Source organism: Mucilaginibacter lappiensis (assembly GCF_050433765.1).
Classification (GTDB): domain Bacteria; phylum Bacteroidota; class Bacteroidia; order Sphingobacteriales; family Sphingobacteriaceae; genus Mucilaginibacter; species Mucilaginibacter lappiensis_A.
This window is the reverse complement of the sequence record NZ_JBNPWP010000001.1, coordinates 883,802-905,817: the sequence shown is the minus strand read 5'-3', so window position 1 is coordinate 905,817 and position 22,016 is coordinate 883,802. Positions and strand designations below refer to the sequence as shown.

Below are 22,016 nucleotides of genomic sequence, written 5' to 3'. Positions count from 1 at the left end.
ATAACGATGAAGAGATCTGCAATATTGGGCTTTATCATTGGTTTGTTGAGCCTCACAGCAATTAATGGTCATGCACAGCAAAAACATTTGCTTGGTTTTGATAAGCTAAAAAACTACGTCAGCTATTTTAATTCAATTGACACCGAAGCTGTTAAGAATTACGTAACGAACGATCATGCTTATGATTGGTTGGCCAAAAATGTCCCGTTGTTTGAGTGCCCAGATTCTGCTATCCAAAAAATATATTATTATCGCTGGTGGACGTTCCGTAAACACCTAAAACAAACACCTGATGGATTCATCTTTACGGAATTTATAACACCGGTAAGCTTTACGGGTGTTTATAACAGCTCAAGCAGCGCGCTTGGTCACCAGGTTTACGAGGGCCGTTGGCTGCATGATCCGCAATATATCAACCAGTATATTAATTTTTGGCTGTATGTTGATCCTAAACAAAAAAAGCCACACCTGCATGCTTTTAGTAGCTGGATAGATGATGCTGTTTACAACTATTACCTGGTTAACCTGAACAAATCCTTTATTCAACAAGCACTTCCTTCACTTAATCTGGATTACAATAAATGGGAAACCGAAAAGCAATTACCTTCCAAACTGTTCTGGCAGTTTGATGTAAGGGATGCCATGGAAGAATCCATCAGTGGTTCAAGAAAAATAAAAAATATCCGGCCCACTATCAACAGTTATATGTACGGTAATGCGGTGGCACTATCAAAAATGGCCTCTTTAGTTGGTAACGATACCCTGCAGGCCAAGTATACCCAAAAAGCAGCTGAATTGAAAAAATTGGTACAGGATAGCTTATGGAGCGATTCTGCCTCATTTTTCGAGGTCAGAAAACCCGATGGGAAATTTGCCGATGCTCGGGAGGAGATTGGATTTATTCCCTGGTACTTTAACCTGCCTGATGATAAGCCAACCTATGCTAAGCAATGGAATCAGCTAACGGATACCAAAGGTTTCAACGCGCCATGGGGTATTACTACTGCCGAGCGGCGCCACCCTTTGTTCCGTACCCATGGTACCGGGCATGGTTGCGAGTGGGATGGAGCTGTATGGCCATTTGCCACCACACAAACCCTGAAGGGCCTGGCTAATTTGCTTACCAATTATCAAAATAAAGACAGCATGACCCCGGTTGTTTTTTATAATGAATTGCATAAATATGCGCTGTCGCACATTAAGCGTGGCGTTCCTTATCTGGGCGAATATCAGGACGAAAAAACTGGCTATTGGCTCAAAGGCGATAGCCCGCGGAGCAGTTACTACAACCACTCAGGTTTTTGTGATCTGGTGATCAGTGATCTGGTTGGATTAAAACCGCGTACAGATAATATCCTGGAAGTTTTTCCGCTTATCCCCCAAAACCAATGGAAGTGGTTTGCGTTGGATAATGTGCTGTATCACGGTCATCTTATTAGTATTTTATGGGATAAAACAGGAACCAAATACCATAAAGGAAAAGGTTTTATTATTTACGCTGATGGCAAAGTGATCATGCGCAGTACTCAGCTCAAACATGTATTGGCAAAGCTACCGGTTTAAATATAGCCGATTTTCTCTCTTTTCTGGATTGCAAGGGTTATAATGATGGCAATATCGTATAGTACCTGGAAAAAATATCAGATGAAATTACCACACCATACCGATATTTTTGAGTGTTATACAACCAATTAAGTTCAAACCTTAATACCATCTTAACATAACCTGCTATATTAAGTCTGCCCCCTGAAATGGCTTTGTAGCAAATGATGTAAAAACATGAAAATGAAAATTACCTTTAGCTACATTGCATTTCTGATACTGTTATTCAGCTGTCTTTATACATCATTAAAAGCTAAAGATCCGTTAAAAAAAATAACCATTATACTTCCTGCGAAACATCATGAGCGTTTAGATTACGGCGCTCAAAAATTAGGTTTGGCTTTGCAACAGGCCGGTTATACAGTTGCCACACAGCAAGGTACCAAAGGTGTTGCGGGTAGTGCTATTTTCGTTGGACTTTTACAGGATGCCTTTATCAAATCAGCATTGATGAAACAACATGCCGGTACTGGCAAAACACCCGGAAAGGAAGGTTTTACCATTAACAGCAATAGCAGCACCACTATTATAGCTGGTGCTGATAATTCGGGAGCTTTATATGGCTGCCTGGAATTGGCCGATCGGGTTAAAAATGCAAACGCTTTACCTGCGAAACTGGCGGTAACAGATCAACCTGAAATGGTTTTGCGAGGCGCTTGTGTCGGGGTGCAAAAACCGGCCTTATTGCCTGGTCGCGGTGTTTATGAATATCCATACACGCCCGAAAATTTCCCCTGGTTTTATGACAAGGTATTATGGTTACGTTATCTTGATTCATTGGCCGAAAACAGGATGAACTCCTTGTACCTGTGGAACGGGCACCCTTTCGCGTCGCTGGTAAAAGTAAGGGAATATCCCTACGCGGTTGAAGTAGATGATGCCACGTTTAAAAAGAATGAGGAAATGTACCGCTTTTTGGCAAGGGAGGCCGATAAACGCGGGATATGGTTGATACAGGGCTTTTACAACATTATTGTATCTAAACCTTTTGCCGAAAAAAACAACCTGAAAACTCAGGATCGTAATCGCCATATTGTACCTGTTATTGCCGACTATACCCGTAAATCCATCGCTGCTTTTGTTCAAAAGTATCCCAATGTAGGTTTACTCATCACCCTGGGTGAAGCCATGGAAGGAGTAGGGCAGGATGACATAGACTGGTTTACCAAAACCATTATACCGGGTGTACAGGACGGCCTGAAAGCATTGGGCCGTACCGATGAGCCGCCTATTGTACTGCGGGCGCATGACTCAGATGCTCCTTCGGTAATGAAATACGCTAAACCATTATATAAAAACCTGTATACTATGGCTAAATATAATGGCGAGGCGCTTACCACCTATGAGCCGCATGGCCCCTGGGCTGATCTGCACCGGACACTCAGCCGTATTGGTACTGTACAGATAGAGAATGTACACATCCTGGCCAATCTTGAGCCATTCCGCTATGGTTCGGCCGATTTTATACAGAAATGCGTGCAGGCAATGCACAATACCTATGGCGCCAATGGCTTGCATATCTATCCACAGGCCTCATACTGGGACTGGCCATATACTGCCGATTATAGCGGTAATACACGTTTGCTGCAAATTGACCGCGACTGGATCTGGTATAAAGAATGGGCCCGCTATGCATGGAACTGTCACCGCGACAGGGCCGGTGAAATAAATTATTGGGCCAAACAACTCGCTGGTAAATACGGCAGCAATGAAGTACATGGCAGAGATATTTTAGCGGCCTATGAGCAATCGGGCAACATTGCTCCCGAACTGTTGCGCCGCTTTGGGATTACCGATGGCAACCGCCAAACCATGACGCTGGGCATGCTGATGAGCCAATTGGTTAATCCCGAAAAATATGGCTTGTTTACACTGCTTTATAATTCTGAAGGTCCGGTTGGCGAAATGATGAGCGAGTATGCTGAAAAAGAATGGAAGCATCAGCCTCATATCGGCGAAACACCCGTAAAGATAATTGATAGCGTAATAGCACAGGGCCACAAAGCGGTTGAAGCTGTTGACGCTGCGTCGGCAGGAATAACAAAGGATAAGGCAGAATTTGAGAGACTTAAAAACGATATGTATTGTTATAACGCACTGGCTAATAGTTATGCTTATAAAGCAAAGGCAGCACTATGGGTACTGCGGTATAAATATTCAGATAATGTTGCCGATCTGGAAAAGGCTCTGCCCGAACTGCAAACCAGTTTAAAGTATTATGAAGAACTGGTAAAACTAACTAAAGACACTTACCTATACGCCAATAGCATGCAAACTAAGCAACGCAAAATCCCCGTTGGTGGTAACGATGCTAAAATGAAAACCTGGATGGAGTTGCTGCCAGTTTACCAAAAAGAGCTGGACAATTTTAAACGGAATATCGATTCGCTGAAATCGCCGCAGACTGCAGCCAAAAAAACAGAAGAAATTGTTTTAACCGATGCCGCTGTAAGCATCCCATCGGCAGATTACTATAAACTTACCGCTGGTAAACAGGTGTTTGCAGATACTACCGTAGCCATAAAAAATGTGGCGCTTGAACTGGCTGGGTTAAGAGCAATAAAGCTAAATAAAGCCAATCAGCTTAAAAATGGAACGGAACTGAAGTTTACCAATAGCAAGTCGGTAAAAGTGCTTGTTGGCTTTTTTAGCACCAAAGACGCCGGGTACTCGCCCGAGCCACAGTTGGAAACAGATGCCAGCGCCAATGATTACGGACAGGCGGATATTAAAATTGCCAATGCTATCCAGATTGAAGGTTTGCCACCGGTTAACATGCACACTTATACCTTTAAAGCAGGCACCAACACGCTCACTTTAGGCAAAGGCGCTTGTTTAATTTTAGGAATTGTTGACGATAATGCGCCTATCCCGGTTTATGATGCGGGTTTAAGCAATGCTGGAAATATTAAGGATTTACGCTGGTTGTTTAATTAATTTAGGCTATGAAAAACACAAGATCATCAGTCTTTAAGCGATTAGTTATTGCGGTTTTATTGTTGCTTAGTGCGAATTTGACCCACGCTCAAACCGACCTGAAACTGTGGTATAAACAACCGGCTCAAAAATGGACGGATGCATTACCTATTGGTAATGGCCGCTTGGGGGCTATGATATTTGGCGGTGTGAGTGAAGACCGGATCCAGTTTAATGAGCAAACTTTGTGGACAGGTGGCCCGAGGGCTTATGAGCGTGAAGGAGCTGTAAAATACTTGCAACCCATCCGCCAGTTGTTATTTGATGGCAAGCAGGCCGAAGCTGAAGCGCTGGCTCAGGAACATTTCATGGGCATGAAAAGCAATGAAGCTAATTATGCTGCCGACTCTGCCGCCTGGTTAAAAAAGGTAAGCTCGGCCATTGCGCCTGCCGCTGCAGATTTTAATGACAGCAATTGGAAAACCATCATATTGCCTGCTGCTAATGGCTGGGAAACAATCCCCGGTTTTGAAGGATTGGATGGTACTGTTTGGTTAAGAACCACATTTAATCTCCCTGCAAATATGACGGGTAAAAACATGGTACTGAGCATTGGTCGTGTACGTGATGTTGATTTTACCTATGTTAATGGCAAGCTTGTTGGTTCGGCAAATAATACTGGTAACCGTAAGTATACTATTCCTGCCGGATTGCTTCATGCAGGTGAGAATACTATAGCCGTTCAGGTAATCAACTTTTTTGATAAGGGTGGACTCACCACAGTTAAAGAAAAATTTGCTGTTTATCCTGAAGGGAGTAATGCAGAAACCGGCATTTTGCTAAAACCTCAATGGAAATACTGGATACAGGATGATAATCCACCCGCATATCCGCGTTATAATGCCGACTATCAGCCCTTTGCTGATGTGTACCTCCAATTTCCCAAACAAACACTAAGCAACTACAAGCGCGACCTGGATATCAGCAACGCTACTGCTCATGTAAGCTACAAGGCCAACGGCGTAACTTATACCCGCGAATACTTGAGCAGTGCGCCTGATCAGGTAATGGCTATTCATTTAACAGCCAGCAAACTAGGCAGCATCACCCTAAAAGCTTTGATGAAAAGCTTGCACAAAAACTTCATTACGCGCAAGGTCGACGATTATACCCTGGCATTGTCCTTAAAAGTGCATGACGGGGTTTTAAAAGGAGTAAGTTACCTGCGTGTACAAAATAAAGGCGGCAGGGTTCTGGTAACATCAAATAATATTACGGTTACCGGGGCAAACGAAGCTACGTTTTATTTAACTGCAGCAACCAACTTCAAAAATTACCATGACGTATCCGGCAATCCGGAGGCTATCTGCAAAAAACAATTAACCGCTATCACTCATAAAAGCTATGCGGCTATAAGGGCAGATCATATAAAAGACTACCAAAAATTTTTTAACACATTTTCTATTGTTCTGGGTAAAGGTATAAATGCTGGTTTGCCAACTGATGAGCGGATCCTTAAATTCAGGGAAACACCAGACCCATCATTTATTACGCTTTATACGCAATACGGCAGGTATTTGCTTATCTCTTGCTCACGCCCGGGAAATGGGCCGGCCAATTTGCAAGGGTTATGGAATGACTTGCTTACCCCGCCATGGGGTAGCAAGTTCACGACTAACATCAACTTACAAATGAACTACTGGCCTGCCGAGGCGCTTAACCTTTCGGCCTGCAGCCAGCCATTTTTTAGCATTGTTGATGATCTGGCGCAAACCGGTAAACAAACCGCAAAAGAACATTATGGCGCATCGGGTTGGGTGTTGCATCATAATACCGATGAGTGGCGGGGCACCGCACCGGTAAATGCTTCCAACCATGGTATCTGGGTAAGTGGCGGTGCCTGGTTGTGTCACCAGTTATGGGAACATTATTTATACAGTCAAGACCAAGATTTTTTGAAAAATCATGCTTATCCTGAAATGAAGGGTGCGGCAGAATTTTTTGTACACTTTTTAGTGAAAGACCCTAAAACCGACTACCTTATCAGCGCCCCATCCAATTCGCCAGAACATGGCGGACTGGTGGCCGGGCCAACCATGGATCATCAGATCATTCGGGATTTATTTAAGAATTGTATTAAAGCATCAGAAATTTTAGGCATCGACAGAACGTTTGCCGATACGCTTCGACTGAAATATAACCAGATAGCGCCCAACAGGATAGGTAAATATGGGCAACTACAAGAGTGGATGGAAGATAAGGATGATACTGCAGATACCCACAGACATGTATCGCACATGTGGGGTGTATTCCCGGGTACCGATATTACCTCAAAAACACCTGAACTGATGAAGGCGGCTGAAAAATCTATGCGTTACCGCGGCGATGAGGGAACCGGCTGGAGTATTGCCTGGAAGGTGAATATATGGGCCAGGATGAAGGAGGGTGACCATGCTTATATGATGTTTAAAAAGTTACTTTCACCGGCCGATGTAAGTTCTGGTAAAGAAAAGGGCGGTGTTTATCATAATCTGTTCGATGCGCATCCACCATTCCAGATTGACGGGAATTTTGGTGGCGCTGCCGGATTATCTGAAATGCTATTGCAGAGCCAGGGCGATGATATTGAACTGTTACCCGCCTTGCCATCGGCCTTAGCTGAGGGCAATATTAAAGGTATTTGCGCCCGTGGTGGTTTTGAGTTGAACTTTAACTGGCAAAAGGGGCGGTTACAAGGTGTACAGGTATTGTCAAAAACGGGCGGTATTTGCCATCTGCGCTATCAGGGTAAACCCATCAGTGTTGATACACAAAAGGGCAAAACATACCGGTTTAATGCCGATCTGAAACAAATATGAGTGTGCGTAGCCTGTATATTAAAGGGCGGTTGTTACGGTTGAATTATCAATCGGTTTTGGCGCTTTTTATTAGCCTGTTATTTACTTTTATTAATAATGCAGCATTTGCTCAACAAAATATCCGGCAAGAAATATCACTCAATAATAATTGGCATACTGTTGCCGATGATAATAACCAGAAAGCTTATTCTGGTTTTGAACAGGTCGGCTTTAAAGATAGCCATTGGAAAACCGTAAACGTACCACATAACTGGGATACATATGAAGGTTATCGCCGTTTAAAGCATGGTAACAGGCATGGATATGCGTGGTATCGCAAGGTGTTCCCATTAGCTGTAAAGCAAGCGGGCAAACGTTATTTTTTATGGTTCGAAGGAGTGGGCTCATACGCTACCGTTTGGTTAAATGGCGAACAGGTGTGCTATCATGCCGGCGGGCGCACTTCCTTTACGCTTGACGTTACAGAAGCGATAAAAGCAGGCAAGCAAAACCTGCTCTGCGTTCGGGCGGATCATCCTGCCTTTATCAAAGACCTGCCCTGGGTATGCGGTGGATGTTCCGGCGATCCGGGTTTTTCAGAGGGTTCGCAGCCTATGGGGATCTTCAGGCCAGTTCATCTGATTGTTACCGATCCTGTTCGTATAGAACCTTTTGGCGTACATATCTGGAATGATACCACGGTAGCTGAAAAGTCGGCCACCCTTAATCTCGAAACAGAGATCAAAAATTACAACAGCCAGTTATCAACTATAAGTGTGATTAATAAACTGGTTGATGCAACGGGTAAAGCAGTAGCAGAGACTCATACTTCAAAAAACCTTAAACCCGGCGAAACAGCTGTACTGCCGCAAGTAATAAAAGATATAACACATGTTCATTTATGGTCATTAGAGCAGCCATATTTGTACAATTTGATCACTCAAATATGGAAAAATGGCAAACTAACTGACCAAACCATAACGCCCTATGGCATCCGCTGGATTAGCTGGCCCATTGGCCGCAACAATGGTGATAATCGCTTTTATTTGAATGGAAAACCTGTATTTATTAATGGCGTTGCTGAGTATGAGCATTTAATGGGTAAAAGCCATGCTTTTAGCAACCCAGAAATTAAAGCGCGTGTAATGCAGGTAAAGGCAGCAGGCTTTAACGCTTTCAGGGATGCGCACCAGCCGCATAATCTCGAATATCAAAAGTATTGGGATAAGCTGGGCATTTTGTGGTGGCCGCAATATTCGGCGCATATCTGGTTTGATTCGCCAGAGTTCAGGGCCAGTTATAAAGCTTTGCTGGTCGACTGGGTTAAGGAGCGCCGTAATAGCCCATCAATTATTCTGTGGGGATTACAAAATGAAAGCAAGCTGCCTGCTGATTTTGCTCGTGAATGCAGTGAATTGATCCGCAAGTTTGATCCGACGGCATCATCTCAACGCAAAATAACCACCTGCAATGGTGGCACCGGTACCGATTGGGACGTACCCCAAAACTGGACGGGCACTTACGGCGGCAATCCTTTAACTTATGGCGATGATCTGAAGAAACAGATCCTGGTAGGGGAATATGGTGCTTGGCGCAGCCTCGGTCTGCATACTGAAGGGCCTTTTAATCAAAACGGTCCGCTTAGTGAAGATCGTTTAAACCAGTTGATGGAAATCAAAGTGCGCCTTGCTGAATCGGTAAAAGATCAGGTTGCAGGGCATTTTGAATGGTTACTGTACTCACATGAAAATCCGGGACGTACACAGGGAGGCGAAGGGCAGCGCGAGCTTGACCGGGTTGGCCCCATTAATTATAAAGGCTTGTTTACGCCCTGGGGGCAGCCTACCGACGCTTTTTATATGTACCGGGCCAATTACGCGCCAAAGAATAAGGAGCCGATGGTTTATATCGTTTCCCATACCTGGCCAAACCGCTGGCTTACTCCAGGTAAAAAGGATAGTATAACCGTTTATTCTAATTGCGATGAGGTAGAGCTTTTTAATGATGTAAACGATGCATCCTTAGGTAAAAGAAAAAGAAACGGAATAGGCACGCATTTTCAATGGGATGGTGTAAACATAAAATATAATGTTTTATACGCGGTTGGCTATGTGAATGGCAAAGTTGTAGCACATGATCAGATAGTACTAAACCATTTGCCCGCTGCGTCGCATCTCAATAAAAAAGCTGATCGCAAAATTCTAAAACCGGCTGTTGGTTATAATTACCTGTACCGGTTAAATTGCGGCGGTCCGGATTATAAAGATAACTATGACAATGTGTGGATGGCCGATAGGCATCGGGACAATAAAAAGCAGGCCGGATCTTTGTCATGGACCGATGATTATCCCGGTATACCTGCCTTTTTTGCCAGTCAGCAACGCACGTTTGACTGCATTAGGGGAACAAATGATAGTCCCTTATTCCAAACCTTCAGATATGGTATGGATAAGCTGCGGTTTAACTTCCCGGTACCTGATGGCGATTATCGCATCGAGCTTTATTTTACCGAGCCCTGGTATGGTACAGGCGGGGGAATGGACTGCACCGGATGGCGTTTGTTTGATGTTGCCGTTAATGGTAAAACCAAGATCAAAAATCTGGATATATGTAAGGAAGCCGGGTATGCTAAAGCCCTGAAGAAAACACTTGCGGTAAATGTAACAGGAGGAATACTTACTGTTTCCTTTCCAAATACCGAAGCGGGTGAAGCCATTATATCAGCTATAGCAATCAGTACTTTAAATAAACAGACGCATGCTGTTTCGGGTAATAGTGGTATAATTAAACATTTAGAAGCGGATAACGATTGGTCGGTACAAAGCTGGATGGATCTTGGTCAAAAGCAGTATGCTCATGCCGATATAGCTTTTAGTAACCTGCCACCAGTTCTTTATGGTGCCGATTGGATACGTACAACTAACGCTGCTGCTAATCAATCAGCCTCATTCACAATCAATGCAGATGCTGATGTTTTTGTGGCGATGGATATTGCCCCGATGCAAAGGCCCAAATGGCTTGGTGACTACGAAGTAACCGGTCAATCGGTAGAAACCGATGCTGATGGCGGACGCAAATTATCGGTTTACCGCAAAGGTTTTAAAAAGGGAAGCATCGTTTCATTAGGCCAAAATAAAGGCAAATACATGTATACGGTGGCTGTGTTGCCCATTTCTACATTAGAGCCTGCAACCGACCTGCGTAAAACGGTGAGCTATAAAGCAGAGATTGCAGAGTTAAAAGGAAACGGTATAACAAAAGATACGCTGAACGGCAAAAAAGTGGTACGCTTTGAAAAAGATGGGGATAACAGTGTGTCATTCCCGGTTACTCCCGGCGTGGCCGATCTGTATGCGCTGCGCATTAAATATTATAATCAAACCGGCAAAACTTTAACGGCTAAAATGCAGTTGCTGGCCGCAGATGGTACCGTAATGAAAGAAGAAAACCTGATCTTTAAGCCTGTGCCGTCTAATAAATCGGGTACTGTGACCTCAAGTACAGGCACGAGCATCAATGCGGGGAATTATAAACTGGTTATTACAGAAGTAGAGGCGGCGGGTTTATGTATATCGGGCATTGAAATGCAGTAACATTTAGAATTTAAATTGATGATAAAAGGAATTTATTTATTGCTGTTTATATTACCGGTTCAGGTGTTTGCACAGGGGGTAAGAGTAGTTAACCTGCAATGTGAGTATAAGCAAAATCCGCAGGGCGTTGAATCTTCTTCACCAAGATTAAGCTGGGAGTTGCAAAGTGAACAGCACAATGCATTGCAAACTGCATACAGGATATTGGTGGCTGATGATCCGGGCAGGTTGAAAAATAACACAGGTAATGTTTGGGACTCTAAAAAAATAAATTCACCGGCTTCATTACAGGTGGCTTATAAGGGTATTACGCTGCAATCAACCAAAACTTACTATTGGAAGGTGATGGTTTGGGATAATCATCAGCAGGTATCGGTATGGAGTGGTGTTGCCAACTGGCAAATGGGGCTGTTAAACAAAGTCGACTGGAGTAATGCTCAATGGATAGCTTATGATAAGTTGCCCGATACCGCAGCTATTGTTCCGTTTTACCATGGCAAAGGACCTAAAAAGTTAGGTATGGCTAATGATGTGTTACCGCTGATGCGTAAAACGTTCAGCGTAGGTAGTCAGGTTAAAAAAGCCACATTATACATTTGCGGATTGGGTCATTTTGACCTGAGCCTGAACGGCAAAAAGGTAGGCGATCATTTCCTGGACCCCGGATGGACAAAATATGATAAACAGGCGCTGTATGTTCCATTTGATATTACAGATCAGTTAAAAGCCGGAAAAAATACTATCGGTGTAATGCTGGGTAATGGGTTTTATTATATCCCACGCGACAAACGTTACCGCAAGCTCACCGGCGCTTTTGGTTATCCCAAAATGATATGCCGGTTGGTTGTTGAATATAAAGATGGTCATATAGATAATCTTTTAAGCGATACCTCCTGGAAAACGTCACCAGGCCCTATCACCTTTACCAGCATTTATGGGGGCGAAGATTATAATGCTAACCTAAAGCAGACCGGATGGGATACCAACGACTTTAACAATGAAAATTGGCGTAAGGCAATCATTGTTGATGGCCCGCCATTATTAAATGCCCAGATGGCCGATCCGCTAAAGGTGATGCAGGAATTTACGCCTAAAAGTAAAACTCAATTAAGCTCAGGAGCGTGGATCTATGATCTGGGTCAAAATTTCTCAGGCATTCCGCAGATCACTGTTAAAGGGAAAAAAGGCGATACCGTAAAGATCATCCCGGCAGAATTGGTTAATGCCGATGGCAGCGCAAATCAAAAAGGATCAGGCGGACCGCATTATTACAATTACATTTTAAAGGGCGATGGTGCGGAAACCTGGCAGCCGCAGTTTACTTATTATGGTTTCCGTTATTTACAAGTAGAAGGTGCGGTTCCGCAAAATGAGGCTAATGCTAAACAGCAACCTGTTATTATCGGCATAAAAGGGTTGCATACCCGCAATTCCGCTGCAACGGTTGGCGATTTTACCTGTTCAAATGACCTGTTCAATAAAACCTTTAAATTGATTGATTGGGCCATGAAGAGCAATATGGCCAGCGTATTTACCGATTGCCCTCATCGCGAAAAGTTGGGCTGGCTGGAAGAAGCGCATTTGGTTGGTAGTTCGCTGCACTATAATTACGATATAGTTGGACTGGCCCGTAAATGCATCAACGATATGCGCATAGCACAAACTGAGGATGGATTGATCCCTGAGATAGCCCCAGAGTTTGTAAAGTTTGAAGAACCTTTCCGCGACTCGCCCGAGTGGGGAAGTAATGCCATTATACTGCCCTGGTATGTGTACCAATGGTACGGCGACCAAGAGGTGCTCACCGAAAATTATGATATGATGAAGCGTTATCTCACTTACCTGGATAAAAAAGCAGATGATCATTTGCTATATCAGGGGTTAGGTGATTGGTTCGATCTGGGGCCAAAACCACCGGGCGTTTCGCAATTGACACCTAAGGGTATTACAGCTACAGCTTTATATTATTATGATCTGGATATAGCCGGCAAAATAGCCACTTTGCTTGGTAAAACTCAGGATGCGGCAGCGTACAAAAAACTGGCAATGGCGGTGAAGCAAGCCTACAACAAAAAGTTCTTTAATGCCGAAACCAAGCAATACGGAACAGGCAGCCAGGCTGCTAATGCCATGTCGGTTTATGCAGGACTGGTTGAACCGCAATATAAAACCGCGGTAGTGAACAACATTGTAAAAGATATCCGCGATCGTGGTAACAGCCTTACCGCAGGTGATATTGGTTACCGTTACCTGTTGAGAGTTTTGGATGATGAAGGTCGCTCTGATGTGATATTTGACATGAACAGTCGTGCCGATGTGCCGGGTTATGGTTATCAGTTAGCACATGGAGCAACTGCCTTAACCGAGTCATGGGCAGCATTGCCGGCAGTATCAAACAATCACTTTATGCTGGGGCATTTAATGGAATGGTTTTACAGCGGGCTGGCCGGCATCCGTCCGGCAGATGATGCCATCGCTTTTAATAAAATTGAGATCAGACCAGAGGTTGTGGGTGATGTCACCTGGGCCAAGGCCAATTATCAATCGCCTTATGGCACTATATCCAGCAGCTGGAAAAAAGAAGCCAGCAAATTTGAACTAAGTGTAAGCATCCCGGCGAATACTACAGCTACTATCTGTTTGCCGGTGAGCAAAACAGCGGGGGTTACTGCGGATGGGCAAAACATCAAAAATAGAAAAGATATGAAATACATAGGGTACCATGATGGTAAAATGCTGGTTAAGGTAGGTTCAGGTAATTACACATTTATCGCCAAATAAAGGTGGTATATGAGCTTTTATAATATTATGAAATATACATTTAAACACTTTGTATTATTGGTTTGTCTGTTACTGTCGGTCAAAGTAAACGCGCAAACAGGGCCAAATGCAGTACCCGAAAAGGTAATGCAGGATATTTATCAGCAGGTAAAAACCCCCTACAAATATGGTTTGGTGATGGTACCTGATAGTAATTCAAAAAAAGTGGATTGCCCCAGTGTTTTCAGAAAGGGAAACAACTGGTACATGACCTACCTGATATTTAACGGGCGTGGCTACGAAACCTGGCTGGCTGATAGCAAAGATCTATTACACTGGAAAACCCTTGGGCGCATCATGTCATTTTCTGACACTACGCAGTGGGATAACAACCAGAAAGCCGGGTACGTTGCCCTGCAGGATTACAAATGGGGTGGCTTGTATCAGCTACAAAAATATCAGGATAAATATTGGATGTCGTACTTCGGAGGACAGAGCAGGGGATATGAGAAGGGCTTGCTATCTATCAGCATAGCTTATACCGATAAGGACCCGGCAACGGCTCATGAATGGCAGCGCCTTGATCACCCGGTATTATCAAGCGTTGATAAAGACGTAAGTTGGTGGGATAATCATACCCAGTATAAGGAAACTGTGATATGGGATAAAGCCAAAATCACCGGACACCCATTCGTAATGTATTACAACGCTAATGGTGACAGCGTGAACAAAAAACGCGGTGCGGAACGTATTGGCATGGCCGTTTCTGATGATATGCTGCGTTGGCAGCGTTTTGGTAAAGATCCGGTGCTGAACCATGGTGACGGCATTACCGGAGACCCATACATACAAAAAATTGGCAATGTGTATGTGATGTTCTATTTCGGAGCTTTTTGGAAAACTGGTACTTCGGGCGTGTTTAATCGTTTTGCCTGTTCTTATGATCTGATACACTGGACCGACTGGACTGGCGATAAACTGGTAGAATCATCTGAGCCCTATGATAACATGTTTGCCCATAAATCATTCGTAGTTAAATACAAAGGCGTGGTATATCACTTTTATTGCGCGGTTAACAAAGCCGATCAGCGGGGTATAGCGGTTGCTACATCCAAAGATATGGGCAAAAGCGAATTGAATTTTGTTGCGCCACCTATAAAAAAGAAAAAATAGTTTTCGGTATGCGGTATCATTATTTTTTGTTGATTGTTTTATTAAGTTGTGTTTTTGCAGCTAATGCTCAAAGTGCACGTAAAACAGAGCGCTTTAACGCCAATTGGAAATTCTTTTTGGGGGATGAGCCACAGGCAAAAAACACAGAATTTGATGACGGTAATTGGCGTGCCCTTGATTTGCCTCATGACTGGAGTATTGAGGGGCGATTTGATCCTAAAAATTCAACCACACAAGCTGAAGGTGGTTTACCTGCTGGTATTGGTTGGTACCGTAAAACATTTACAGTGCCTGCATCAGCCCAAAACAAAAATGTATTTATTGATTTTGATGGCATTTATCATAACAGTGAGGTCTGGATAAATGGGCATTATTTAGGTAAAAGGCCAAATGGCTATATATCGTTCAGGTACGAACTTGATAAATACCTGAAATTTGACGGCTCTAAAAATGTAATCGCTGTTCGGGTTGATAATTCTGATCAACCAAATTCCCGTTGGTATACTGGTTCAGGTATTTACCGCAATGTTTGGCTGGTTACCAATGCTAAAACATATCTCACCAATTGGGGCACATTCATTACTACCCCGCACGTTGATGAAAAATCGGCAGATATAGCGCTGAATATATCTATCCATAAATCGCAATCGATAAATCAAAAATCAGCTGTTCAAACCATAGTTTATGATGCCGCGGGGAAAATGGTTGCGCAAAAAACAACATCGGTAAATAACCCGGCCGATTCTACCACCACAGTTGATCAATCATTACAGGTAAATAATCCACGGTTATGGTCGGTTACTGATCCGTACCTGTACAAAGTAGTAGTAAAACTGTTGGAAAACAACAAGGTGATTGATGATTATACCGCTCAAACCGGTATCCGTTATTTTAATTTTGATGCGGACAAAGGTTTTTCGTTAAACGGGAAACCCATGAAGATTCTGGGGGTATGTATGCACCATGATCAGGGGGCTTTGGGTGCGGCGGTCAATGTCCGGGCTATAGAACGTCAATTGCAAATACTAAAAGCGATGGGATGTAATGCTATCCGCACATCGCATAATCCCCCGGCACCCGAACTGCTTGACCTCTGCGATAGAATGGGCTTATTGGTGATGGACGAAGCTTTTGACATGTGGAAGAAAAAGAAAAGCAAGTTCGACTACCACCAGGATTGGACCAAATGGCATGTAAAAGACTTACAGGATCAGGTGTTACGTGACCGTAACCATCCTTCCATATTTGCCTGGAGCATAGGAAACGAGATCAGGGAGCAGTTTGACAGCACAGGTATCAGCATCGGCCGCGAACTGGTTGGCATTGTAAAGCAACTGGATAAAACCCGGCCAGTTACTTCGGCATTGAGCGAAGCAGATCCTAAAAAGAATTTCATTTATCAGTCCGGTGCACTTGACCTGGTAGGATTAAATTATCATCAGGAAGTATATGCTGATTTTAAAAAGAACTATCCCGGTCAAAAATTCATAGGTGCCGAAAATATGTCGGCACTGGCCACCCGTGGACACTATGATATGCCGTCGGACAGTATCCGTCGCTGGCCAAAGGACGGCAAAACGCCGTTGAAAGATGGTAATCCCGATTTTACAGTATCTGCCTATGATAATGTTTCGGCCTACTGGGGCTCCACGCACGAAGAAACCTGGAAGATCATTAAAAAACATGATTTCCTTTCAGGTTTATTTGCGTGGACGGGTTTTGATTACATAGGTGAGCCAACACCTTATTTATGGCCCGCGCGCAGTTCATACTTTGGTATTGTTGATTTGGCGGGCTTCCCCAAGGATGTTTATTATATGTACCAAAGTGAGTGGACTACCAAACCTGTTTTGCACCTGTTGCCACACTGGAACTGGAAACCCGGCCAAACTATTGATGTTTGGGCCTATTACAATAATGCCGACGAAGTGGAAGCTTATCTGAACGGCAAGTCATTAGGTATCCGGAAAAAAACCGGGGACGATCTGCATGTTATGTGGCGGGTTAAATATGAGCCGGGTATTTTAAAAGCGGTTTCGCGAATGAACGGTAAGATCATAAAGACCACGCAAATTTCAACAGCAGGTGAGCCATACCGGGTTCAACTTAAAGCAGACAGACGACTAATAAAAGCCGATGGTAAAGACCTTTCATTTATTACAGTAACCGTACTTGATAAAAATAATAACCCTGTACCTAATGCTAATCACCTCATTAAATTTACTGTAAGCGGGACGGGTATATTAAAAGCGGTGGATAACGGATCTCAAACAGATCCTGACCCTTTTATTGCCAATGAACATCGGGTATTTAACGGGTTAGGCCTTGCCGTGATACAATCAAAAGTACAAGCAGGGGAAATTACCATTAGAGCTACGGCAGCTGGTTTGCAGCCGGCAAAACTGAATATCGAAAGTAATTAAAAACTGTAAAGCCAAATGATAATATCATACAATAGCTTGAGAAAATGTTACAGGAAAGGGTAGGCTTACAACGCTACATTTGTTTATACAATTTTAAACCGCAATATAAATCTTAATGGAAATTCTGTTTAACGCATGAAAGTGTTACCCGTGCTTGATTTTACCATTATAGGTATTTACCTGATAGGGATGATACTGGTTGGCTTTTATTTTTCACGCAAAAATAAAAGTGCTGAGCAGTTTACCATGGCATCGGGATTAATACCAGGCTGGGCTATTGGTCTATCCATATATGCCACATTTTTAAGTAGTAATACTTTTTTAGGAGTGCCTGGGAAGGCTTATGGTAGTAACTGGAATGCCTTTGTATTTAGCCTGTCCATGCCACTTGCCGCATGGATCGCCGTAAAATATTTTGTACCATTTTACCGTAACACAGGCGAAATATCAGCATATACTCACTTTGAAAAACGCTTTGGCCCCTGGGCACGTACTTACGCGGTGATCTGTTTTTTACTTACCCAACTGGCGCGCATGGGTTCGGTGTTTTTTGGTATCGCGTTGAGCTTGCAGGCGCTAACGGGAGTTTCCATGAAAATGATCATGCTGATCATGGGCATATCCATCATATTATACACCGTATCGGGCGGTATAAAAGCAGTAATATGGACAGAGGTGGTACAAGGCATTATAAAAACATTGGGTGCTATACTGATCATTTACCTGGTGGTTACCAATATTCCCGGAGGTTTTACAAAGATCATGGACATTGGCAAAGCCGATCATAAATTTAGCCTGGGGAGTTTTTCGCTCAACTTTACCGAGCCAACCTTTTGGGTGGTGCTGTTTTATGGTTTCTTTATCAACCTTAATAACTTTGGGATGGATCAGAACTATATACAGCGTTATCATGCTGCAAAATCGACTAAACAGGCGGCCAAATCGGTATGGCTGTGTGTTGGTATATATGTGCCTGCATCATTCCTGTTTTTTGTAATAGGTTCTTGCTTATATGCTTACTATAGTCAGCACCCTGATCTTATCATCAGCCTAAAACATCAGGCTGCTGTAGAACGGTTACCGGTAACAGCAACACCAGCACAGGTTGCCGCGATGATGGCTAAACTAACACCAGCTGATTATGGCGATAAAATAATGCCTCATTTTATGGTGACCAAAATTCCGGCAGGATTGGTTGGGATCATTGTTGCAGCTATACTATCAGCAGCTATGAGTACCATCAGTTCGGGCATGAACGCATCAGCTACAGTTTTTACAGTTGATATTTATAAGCGATATTTTAAACCGCAATTAAACGAAAAACAAACCCTGAATTTACTACACATCGGAACAGTTGTGTTTGGGTTGGCAGGTATGGGAGCGGGGATAGCCATGATTGGTGTAAAAAGTATTTTGGATCTGTGGTGGCAGCTTTCCGGGATATTCGCGGCAGGTATGCTGGGGTTATTCCTGCTGGGTATCATCAGTAGGCAAACCCGTAATCATGAGGCCCTGATTGCTACATTGATAGGACTGTTAGTTATTTTATGGCTCACTTTCCCAACAATAATTCCAGATGAGTACGCAGCGCTTCGCAGCACTTTGAATACCAATATGATCATAGTAGCGGGCACACTTACTATTTTCCTGACAGGGATATTTTTAACAAAAACAAGACAATTAACGGTAACGCCGATTAATTAATACAACAATTTATAATACAATGGAACAGGAAAAGAAAGGTTTTATACCCGTAATGTTAACTCCTTTTAAAGATAATGGTGATATTGATTATGAGATACTTACTCAATTAACTGAAATGTATTTGCAAGCCGGTGCATCGGGCCTGTTTGCCAATTGTCTGTCCAGCGAAATGTTTGAACTTACCGATGAAGAGCGCTTACAGGTGATAAAGCATGTTATAAATGTAGTTAACGGAGCCATACCTGTTGTTGCTACCGGCACCTTTGGCGGGCCAATTACTAAACAAGCTGATTTTGTAAAGCGAGTACATGATACCGGTACGGCAGCAGTAATAGCCATCACCAGCTTATTGGCAGATGAGAACGAAGCCGTTGCCGTGCTTAATGACAGGGTATTTGAGTTGATAGATCAGACCCCGGGTATCCCTCTGGGTTTTTATGAATGCCCTGTTCCATACAAAAGGTTATTATCGCCACAACAACTGACTGATTTTGTGGCAACTGGCAGGGTAATTTATCATAAAGATACCTGTCTTGATATTAACCTGGTAAAGCAGAAACTGGAGGCTGGCAAAGTTAACCCGGCTTTTGGTTTATATGATGCTTATATGGCACACGCGGTTGATTCGCTTAAGGCTGGTTCAGCAGGTCTTTCCTGTATTCAGGGTAATTTTTTTCCGGAGATGATTGTTTGGCTTTGCAATAACTACGCTGATATAGCCTTACAACAGGAAGTGGCTATGGTACAGCAATTTTTGATAGACAATATGGATGTGATGCATAATGTGTACCCGTTAGTGGCGAAATACTACTTAACAAAACGCGGACTAAAAATATCAACTACTACCAGGCGTGATGTGGGTAATTTTTCGCCGGCTATCCGCAATCAGATCGAAAATTTATACAGCGATTATACTCACCTGCAAAGCAGTGTAGGGATAAAAAATTATTTATAATACTTTAGCTGTTTGCCCTTTCAGGTATCTTCTTTTATATTCAAGCGGGGTCATTTTTGTAACTCTTTTAAAATGACGGTAAAAGTTCGAAATATTGTTATACCCACATTCAAAACACAACACCTCGGTAGGTAATTTATCTTCAATTAAAAAACGGCAGGCATGACTGATCCTGATCTCGGTTAAAAAATCAAAATAGGTTTTCTTGGTCATCAGTTTAAAATACCTGCAAAATGAAGTAACACTAAGATTTCCAATAGCAGCTATTTTTTCCAGACTGATCTCGGTTTTATAATTCGCCAGTGTATAAGAGCAAACCTTGTTTAGCCGTATGGTATCAGACTCATTAGATTGATGGAACTCATTAGGCGATAATATAATCGGTTCAAAATCCTCATTTTCGGCCAGTATCTTTAATATCGATAGCAGAATAATTATACGGTCTAAATTAGTGGAATTAACAGCTTGCCTCATCAATTTGGCTAACTCCAGTTTTGCAGGGCCGCCAATAACCATTCCGCTTTTAGCTTTTTCAAATAGCTTAGGCAACAAATAAGTCTCTGGTAAATTTAACAGGTACTTGCCCAGGCAGTCGGGTAAAAAATGAATAACAATTACTTCAACGTTCAAGCCAGAATCAGGTTGGAAATATTCATCCTTGCAGCGCCAGCAATGCGGCAGGGTTTCACCAAGCAAAGTAATTTCTCCCGGCGAAAAATTGCTGATATTATCACCGATAAAACGGACACCTTCGCCCTTAATCACATAGTGTAATTCCAGTTCAGGATGATAATGCCATATCCCTCTGAAGGTGGGTAAAATATCATGCCTGATACTAAAAGAGTTTTGCGGTTTTACAGCAACCTTAAGAAAATGGGGCTTCATTTTTAAAAAAATCACTAACTGGTTATCAAATGGACAGATTATACGCTGTGTATTGATTGGTTTATAATTTTTAAAAATAGAAAATTTAAATGAAACACTGTTTATATAAAAGTAACATTCTCTTGACCTTCATCAGATAGATTGAAAAAGCAGTGTTATGATAGGATTGTACAATAAATTGATAAATACAGGTAGAAATGACAAGGGCTAATATTTGATATTTGTTAAAGCATCCTGTGATACAGGAAGCGACTACCCCAAACATAAACCAATATAGTTAAGCGATACATTTTGTTTTTGAATTAAGTATTGATAAAATATATGCATTTGATTAATTGTGATAAACACAATTAAATTATGCAAAAAGATAATTGATGATGCGAAATTAAAACCAAATACAGAGCTCCTTTAAAATTAAATTAATGAGTATGAAAAGATATATAATAATGTTGATGTTCATTTTTTCGGGAATTGCAATGGCTTTTGCTCAAGCAGCCTCATCAGGCACCGATCAGGATAATTATACCCAGGTAATTACACAACGATCAAGCAAAATTGTCATGGTATTAAGTATCACCGATTCTGTTAAGTTTAAGAAAGTGCGTGATATTATTGTAGAGCAGTATCGTAGTTTAAACGATATATATAATAGCAGAAATGCAAAAGCTAAGCAAATAAAAGAACAATCAGGCGATGATAAAGCCGCAGCTACTATCAAAATTGCTGATATAGATAGTAATGTAAATAAGCAGTTAAAAACATTGCACACAGTTTATCTTGCAAAATTAGGTAAGGAATTAAGTGCAGACGAGATTGATAAAGTTAAGGATGGCATGACCTATAGGGTATATCCTATTACTTACGGAGCCTACCTTGATGAACTGCCCAACCTTACCGACTCCCAAAAAGTGAAGATCAAAGGATGGCTGATAGAAGCCCGCGAAAATGCTATTGATGCGGAGTCGTCAGAAAAAAAGCACGCCTGGTTTGGCAAATTCAAAGGACGTATCAATAATTATTTATCGGCACAGGGCTACGACATGAAAAAGGAGGGCGAAGAATGGCAGAAACGGATAAAAGAAAGGAATGCTAAGAATTAATAAACCGATAACGGCTTTAGCTATAGTTAATAATTGAGAAGTATTAACTATAGTGCCTGTTCAAATTT

11 protein-coding genes are annotated in these 22,016 nt (G+C 42.5%); 10 read left to right on the top strand and 1 reads right to left on the bottom strand.

The window, feature by feature from the left end; genetic code table 11:
• The first annotated feature begins 6 nt into the window (after positions 1–6).
• From M2273_RS03650 to M2273_RS03610, 9 genes are all read left to right on the top strand, one after another.
• Positions 7–1,563, top strand: coding sequence for an MGH1-like glycoside hydrolase domain-containing protein (locus M2273_RS03650; protein WP_429393113.1), 1,557 nt, complete (start codon positions 7–9; stop codon positions 1,561–1,563).
• A gap of 222 nt (positions 1,564–1,785) precedes the next feature.
• Entirely contained in the window at positions 1,786–4,539 is a 2,754-nt protein-coding gene (locus tag M2273_RS03645; protein WP_429393110.1) for an alpha-d-galacturonidase, read from the top strand.
• Between the two features lie 8 nt (positions 4,540–4,547).
• Positions 4,548–7,376, top strand: a complete 2,829-nt coding sequence (locus M2273_RS03640; RefSeq protein WP_429393108.1) for a glycosyl hydrolase family 95 catalytic domain-containing protein — start codon at positions 4,548–4,550, stop codon at positions 7,374–7,376.
• On the top strand, positions 7,373–10,948 hold the full coding sequence (locus tag M2273_RS03635) for a malectin domain-containing carbohydrate-binding protein (RefSeq protein ID WP_429393106.1): 3,576 nt from the start codon (positions 7,373–7,375) through the stop codon (positions 10,946–10,948). The genes M2273_RS03640 and M2273_RS03635 overlap by 4 nt, the downstream gene beginning before the upstream one ends.
• An 18-nt stretch (positions 10,949–10,966) precedes the next feature.
• Positions 10,967–13,729 carry a glycoside hydrolase family 78 protein gene (locus tag M2273_RS03630; RefSeq protein WP_429393104.1) on the top strand — a complete coding sequence of 921 codons (2,763 nt, stop codon included), beginning with the start codon at positions 10,967–10,969 and terminating at the stop codon, positions 13,727–13,729.
• A gap of 27 nt (positions 13,730–13,756) precedes the next feature.
• Positions 13,757–14,881 (top strand): glycosylase, encoded by a 1,125-nt coding sequence (locus M2273_RS03625; protein ID WP_429393102.1) that lies wholly within the window; start codon positions 13,757–13,759, stop codon positions 14,879–14,881.
• An 8-nt stretch (positions 14,882–14,889) separates the two neighbouring features.
• Positions 14,890–17,304, top strand: coding sequence for a beta-galactosidase GalB (galB, locus tag M2273_RS03620; protein WP_429393100.1), 2,415 nt, complete (start codon positions 14,890–14,892; stop codon positions 17,302–17,304).
• Between the two features lie 135 nt (positions 17,305–17,439).
• Positions 17,440–19,008, top strand: coding sequence for a sodium:solute symporter (locus M2273_RS03615; RefSeq protein WP_429393098.1), 1,569 nt, complete (start codon positions 17,440–17,442; stop codon positions 19,006–19,008).
• A 19-nt stretch (positions 19,009–19,027) separates the two neighbouring features.
• On the top strand, positions 19,028–19,963 hold the full coding sequence (locus M2273_RS03610) for a dihydrodipicolinate synthase family protein (protein WP_429393096.1): 936 nt from the start codon (positions 19,028–19,030) through the stop codon (positions 19,961–19,963).
• Here M2273_RS03610 and M2273_RS03605 read toward each other — a convergent pair.
• Positions 19,958–20,848 (bottom strand): AraC family transcriptional regulator, encoded by an 891-nt coding sequence (locus tag M2273_RS03605; protein WP_429393094.1) that lies wholly within the window; start codon positions 20,846–20,848, stop codon positions 19,958–19,960. The two genes, M2273_RS03610 and M2273_RS03605, sit on opposite strands and share 6 nt — an antisense overlap.
• Positions 20,849–21,276: 428 nt before the next feature.
• On the opposite strand from M2273_RS03605, the gene M2273_RS03600 reads away from it, so the two are divergent.
• The gene (locus M2273_RS03600; protein ID WP_429393092.1) at positions 21,277–21,948 is read left to right on the top strand and encodes a DUF3826 domain-containing protein; all 672 of its coding nucleotides are present in this window, start codon (positions 21,277–21,279) and stop codon (positions 21,946–21,948) included.
• Positions 21,949–22,016: the final 68 nt, after the last annotated feature.

What these genes read in the sequence shown, in the direction of transcription:
- M2273_RS03650 (WP_429393113.1), top strand. Translation starts at nt 7, where the DNA reads ATGAAGAGATCTGCAATATTGGGCTTTATCATTGGTTTGTTGAGCCTC.
- M2273_RS03645 (WP_429393110.1), top strand. Translation starts at nt 1,786, where the DNA reads ATGAAAATTACCTTTAGCTACATTGCATTTCTGATACTGTTATTCAGC.
- M2273_RS03640 (WP_429393108.1), top strand. Translation starts at nt 4,548, where the DNA reads ATGAAAAACACAAGATCATCAGTCTTTAAGCGATTAGTTATTGCGGTT.
- M2273_RS03635 (WP_429393106.1), top strand. Translation starts at nt 7,373, where the DNA reads ATGAGTGTGCGTAGCCTGTATATTAAAGGGCGGTTGTTACGGTTGAAT.
- M2273_RS03630 (WP_429393104.1), top strand. Translation starts at nt 10,967, where the DNA reads ATGATAAAAGGAATTTATTTATTGCTGTTTATATTACCGGTTCAGGTG.
- M2273_RS03625 (WP_429393102.1), top strand. Translation starts at nt 13,757, where the DNA reads ATGAAATATACATTTAAACACTTTGTATTATTGGTTTGTCTGTTACTG.
- galB (WP_429393100.1), top strand. Translation starts at nt 14,890, where the DNA reads ATGCGGTATCATTATTTTTTGTTGATTGTTTTATTAAGTTGTGTTTTT.
- M2273_RS03615 (WP_429393098.1), top strand. Translation starts at nt 17,440, where the DNA reads ATGAAAGTGTTACCCGTGCTTGATTTTACCATTATAGGTATTTACCTG.
- M2273_RS03610 (WP_429393096.1), top strand. Translation starts at nt 19,028, where the DNA reads ATGGAACAGGAAAAGAAAGGTTTTATACCCGTAATGTTAACTCCTTTT.
- M2273_RS03605 (WP_429393094.1), bottom strand. Translation starts at nt 20,848, where the DNA reads ATGAAGCCCCATTTTCTTAAGGTTGCTGTAAAACCGCAAAACTCTTTT.
- M2273_RS03600 (WP_429393092.1), top strand. Translation starts at nt 21,277, where the DNA reads ATGAAAAGATATATAATAATGTTGATGTTCATTTTTTCGGGAATTGCA.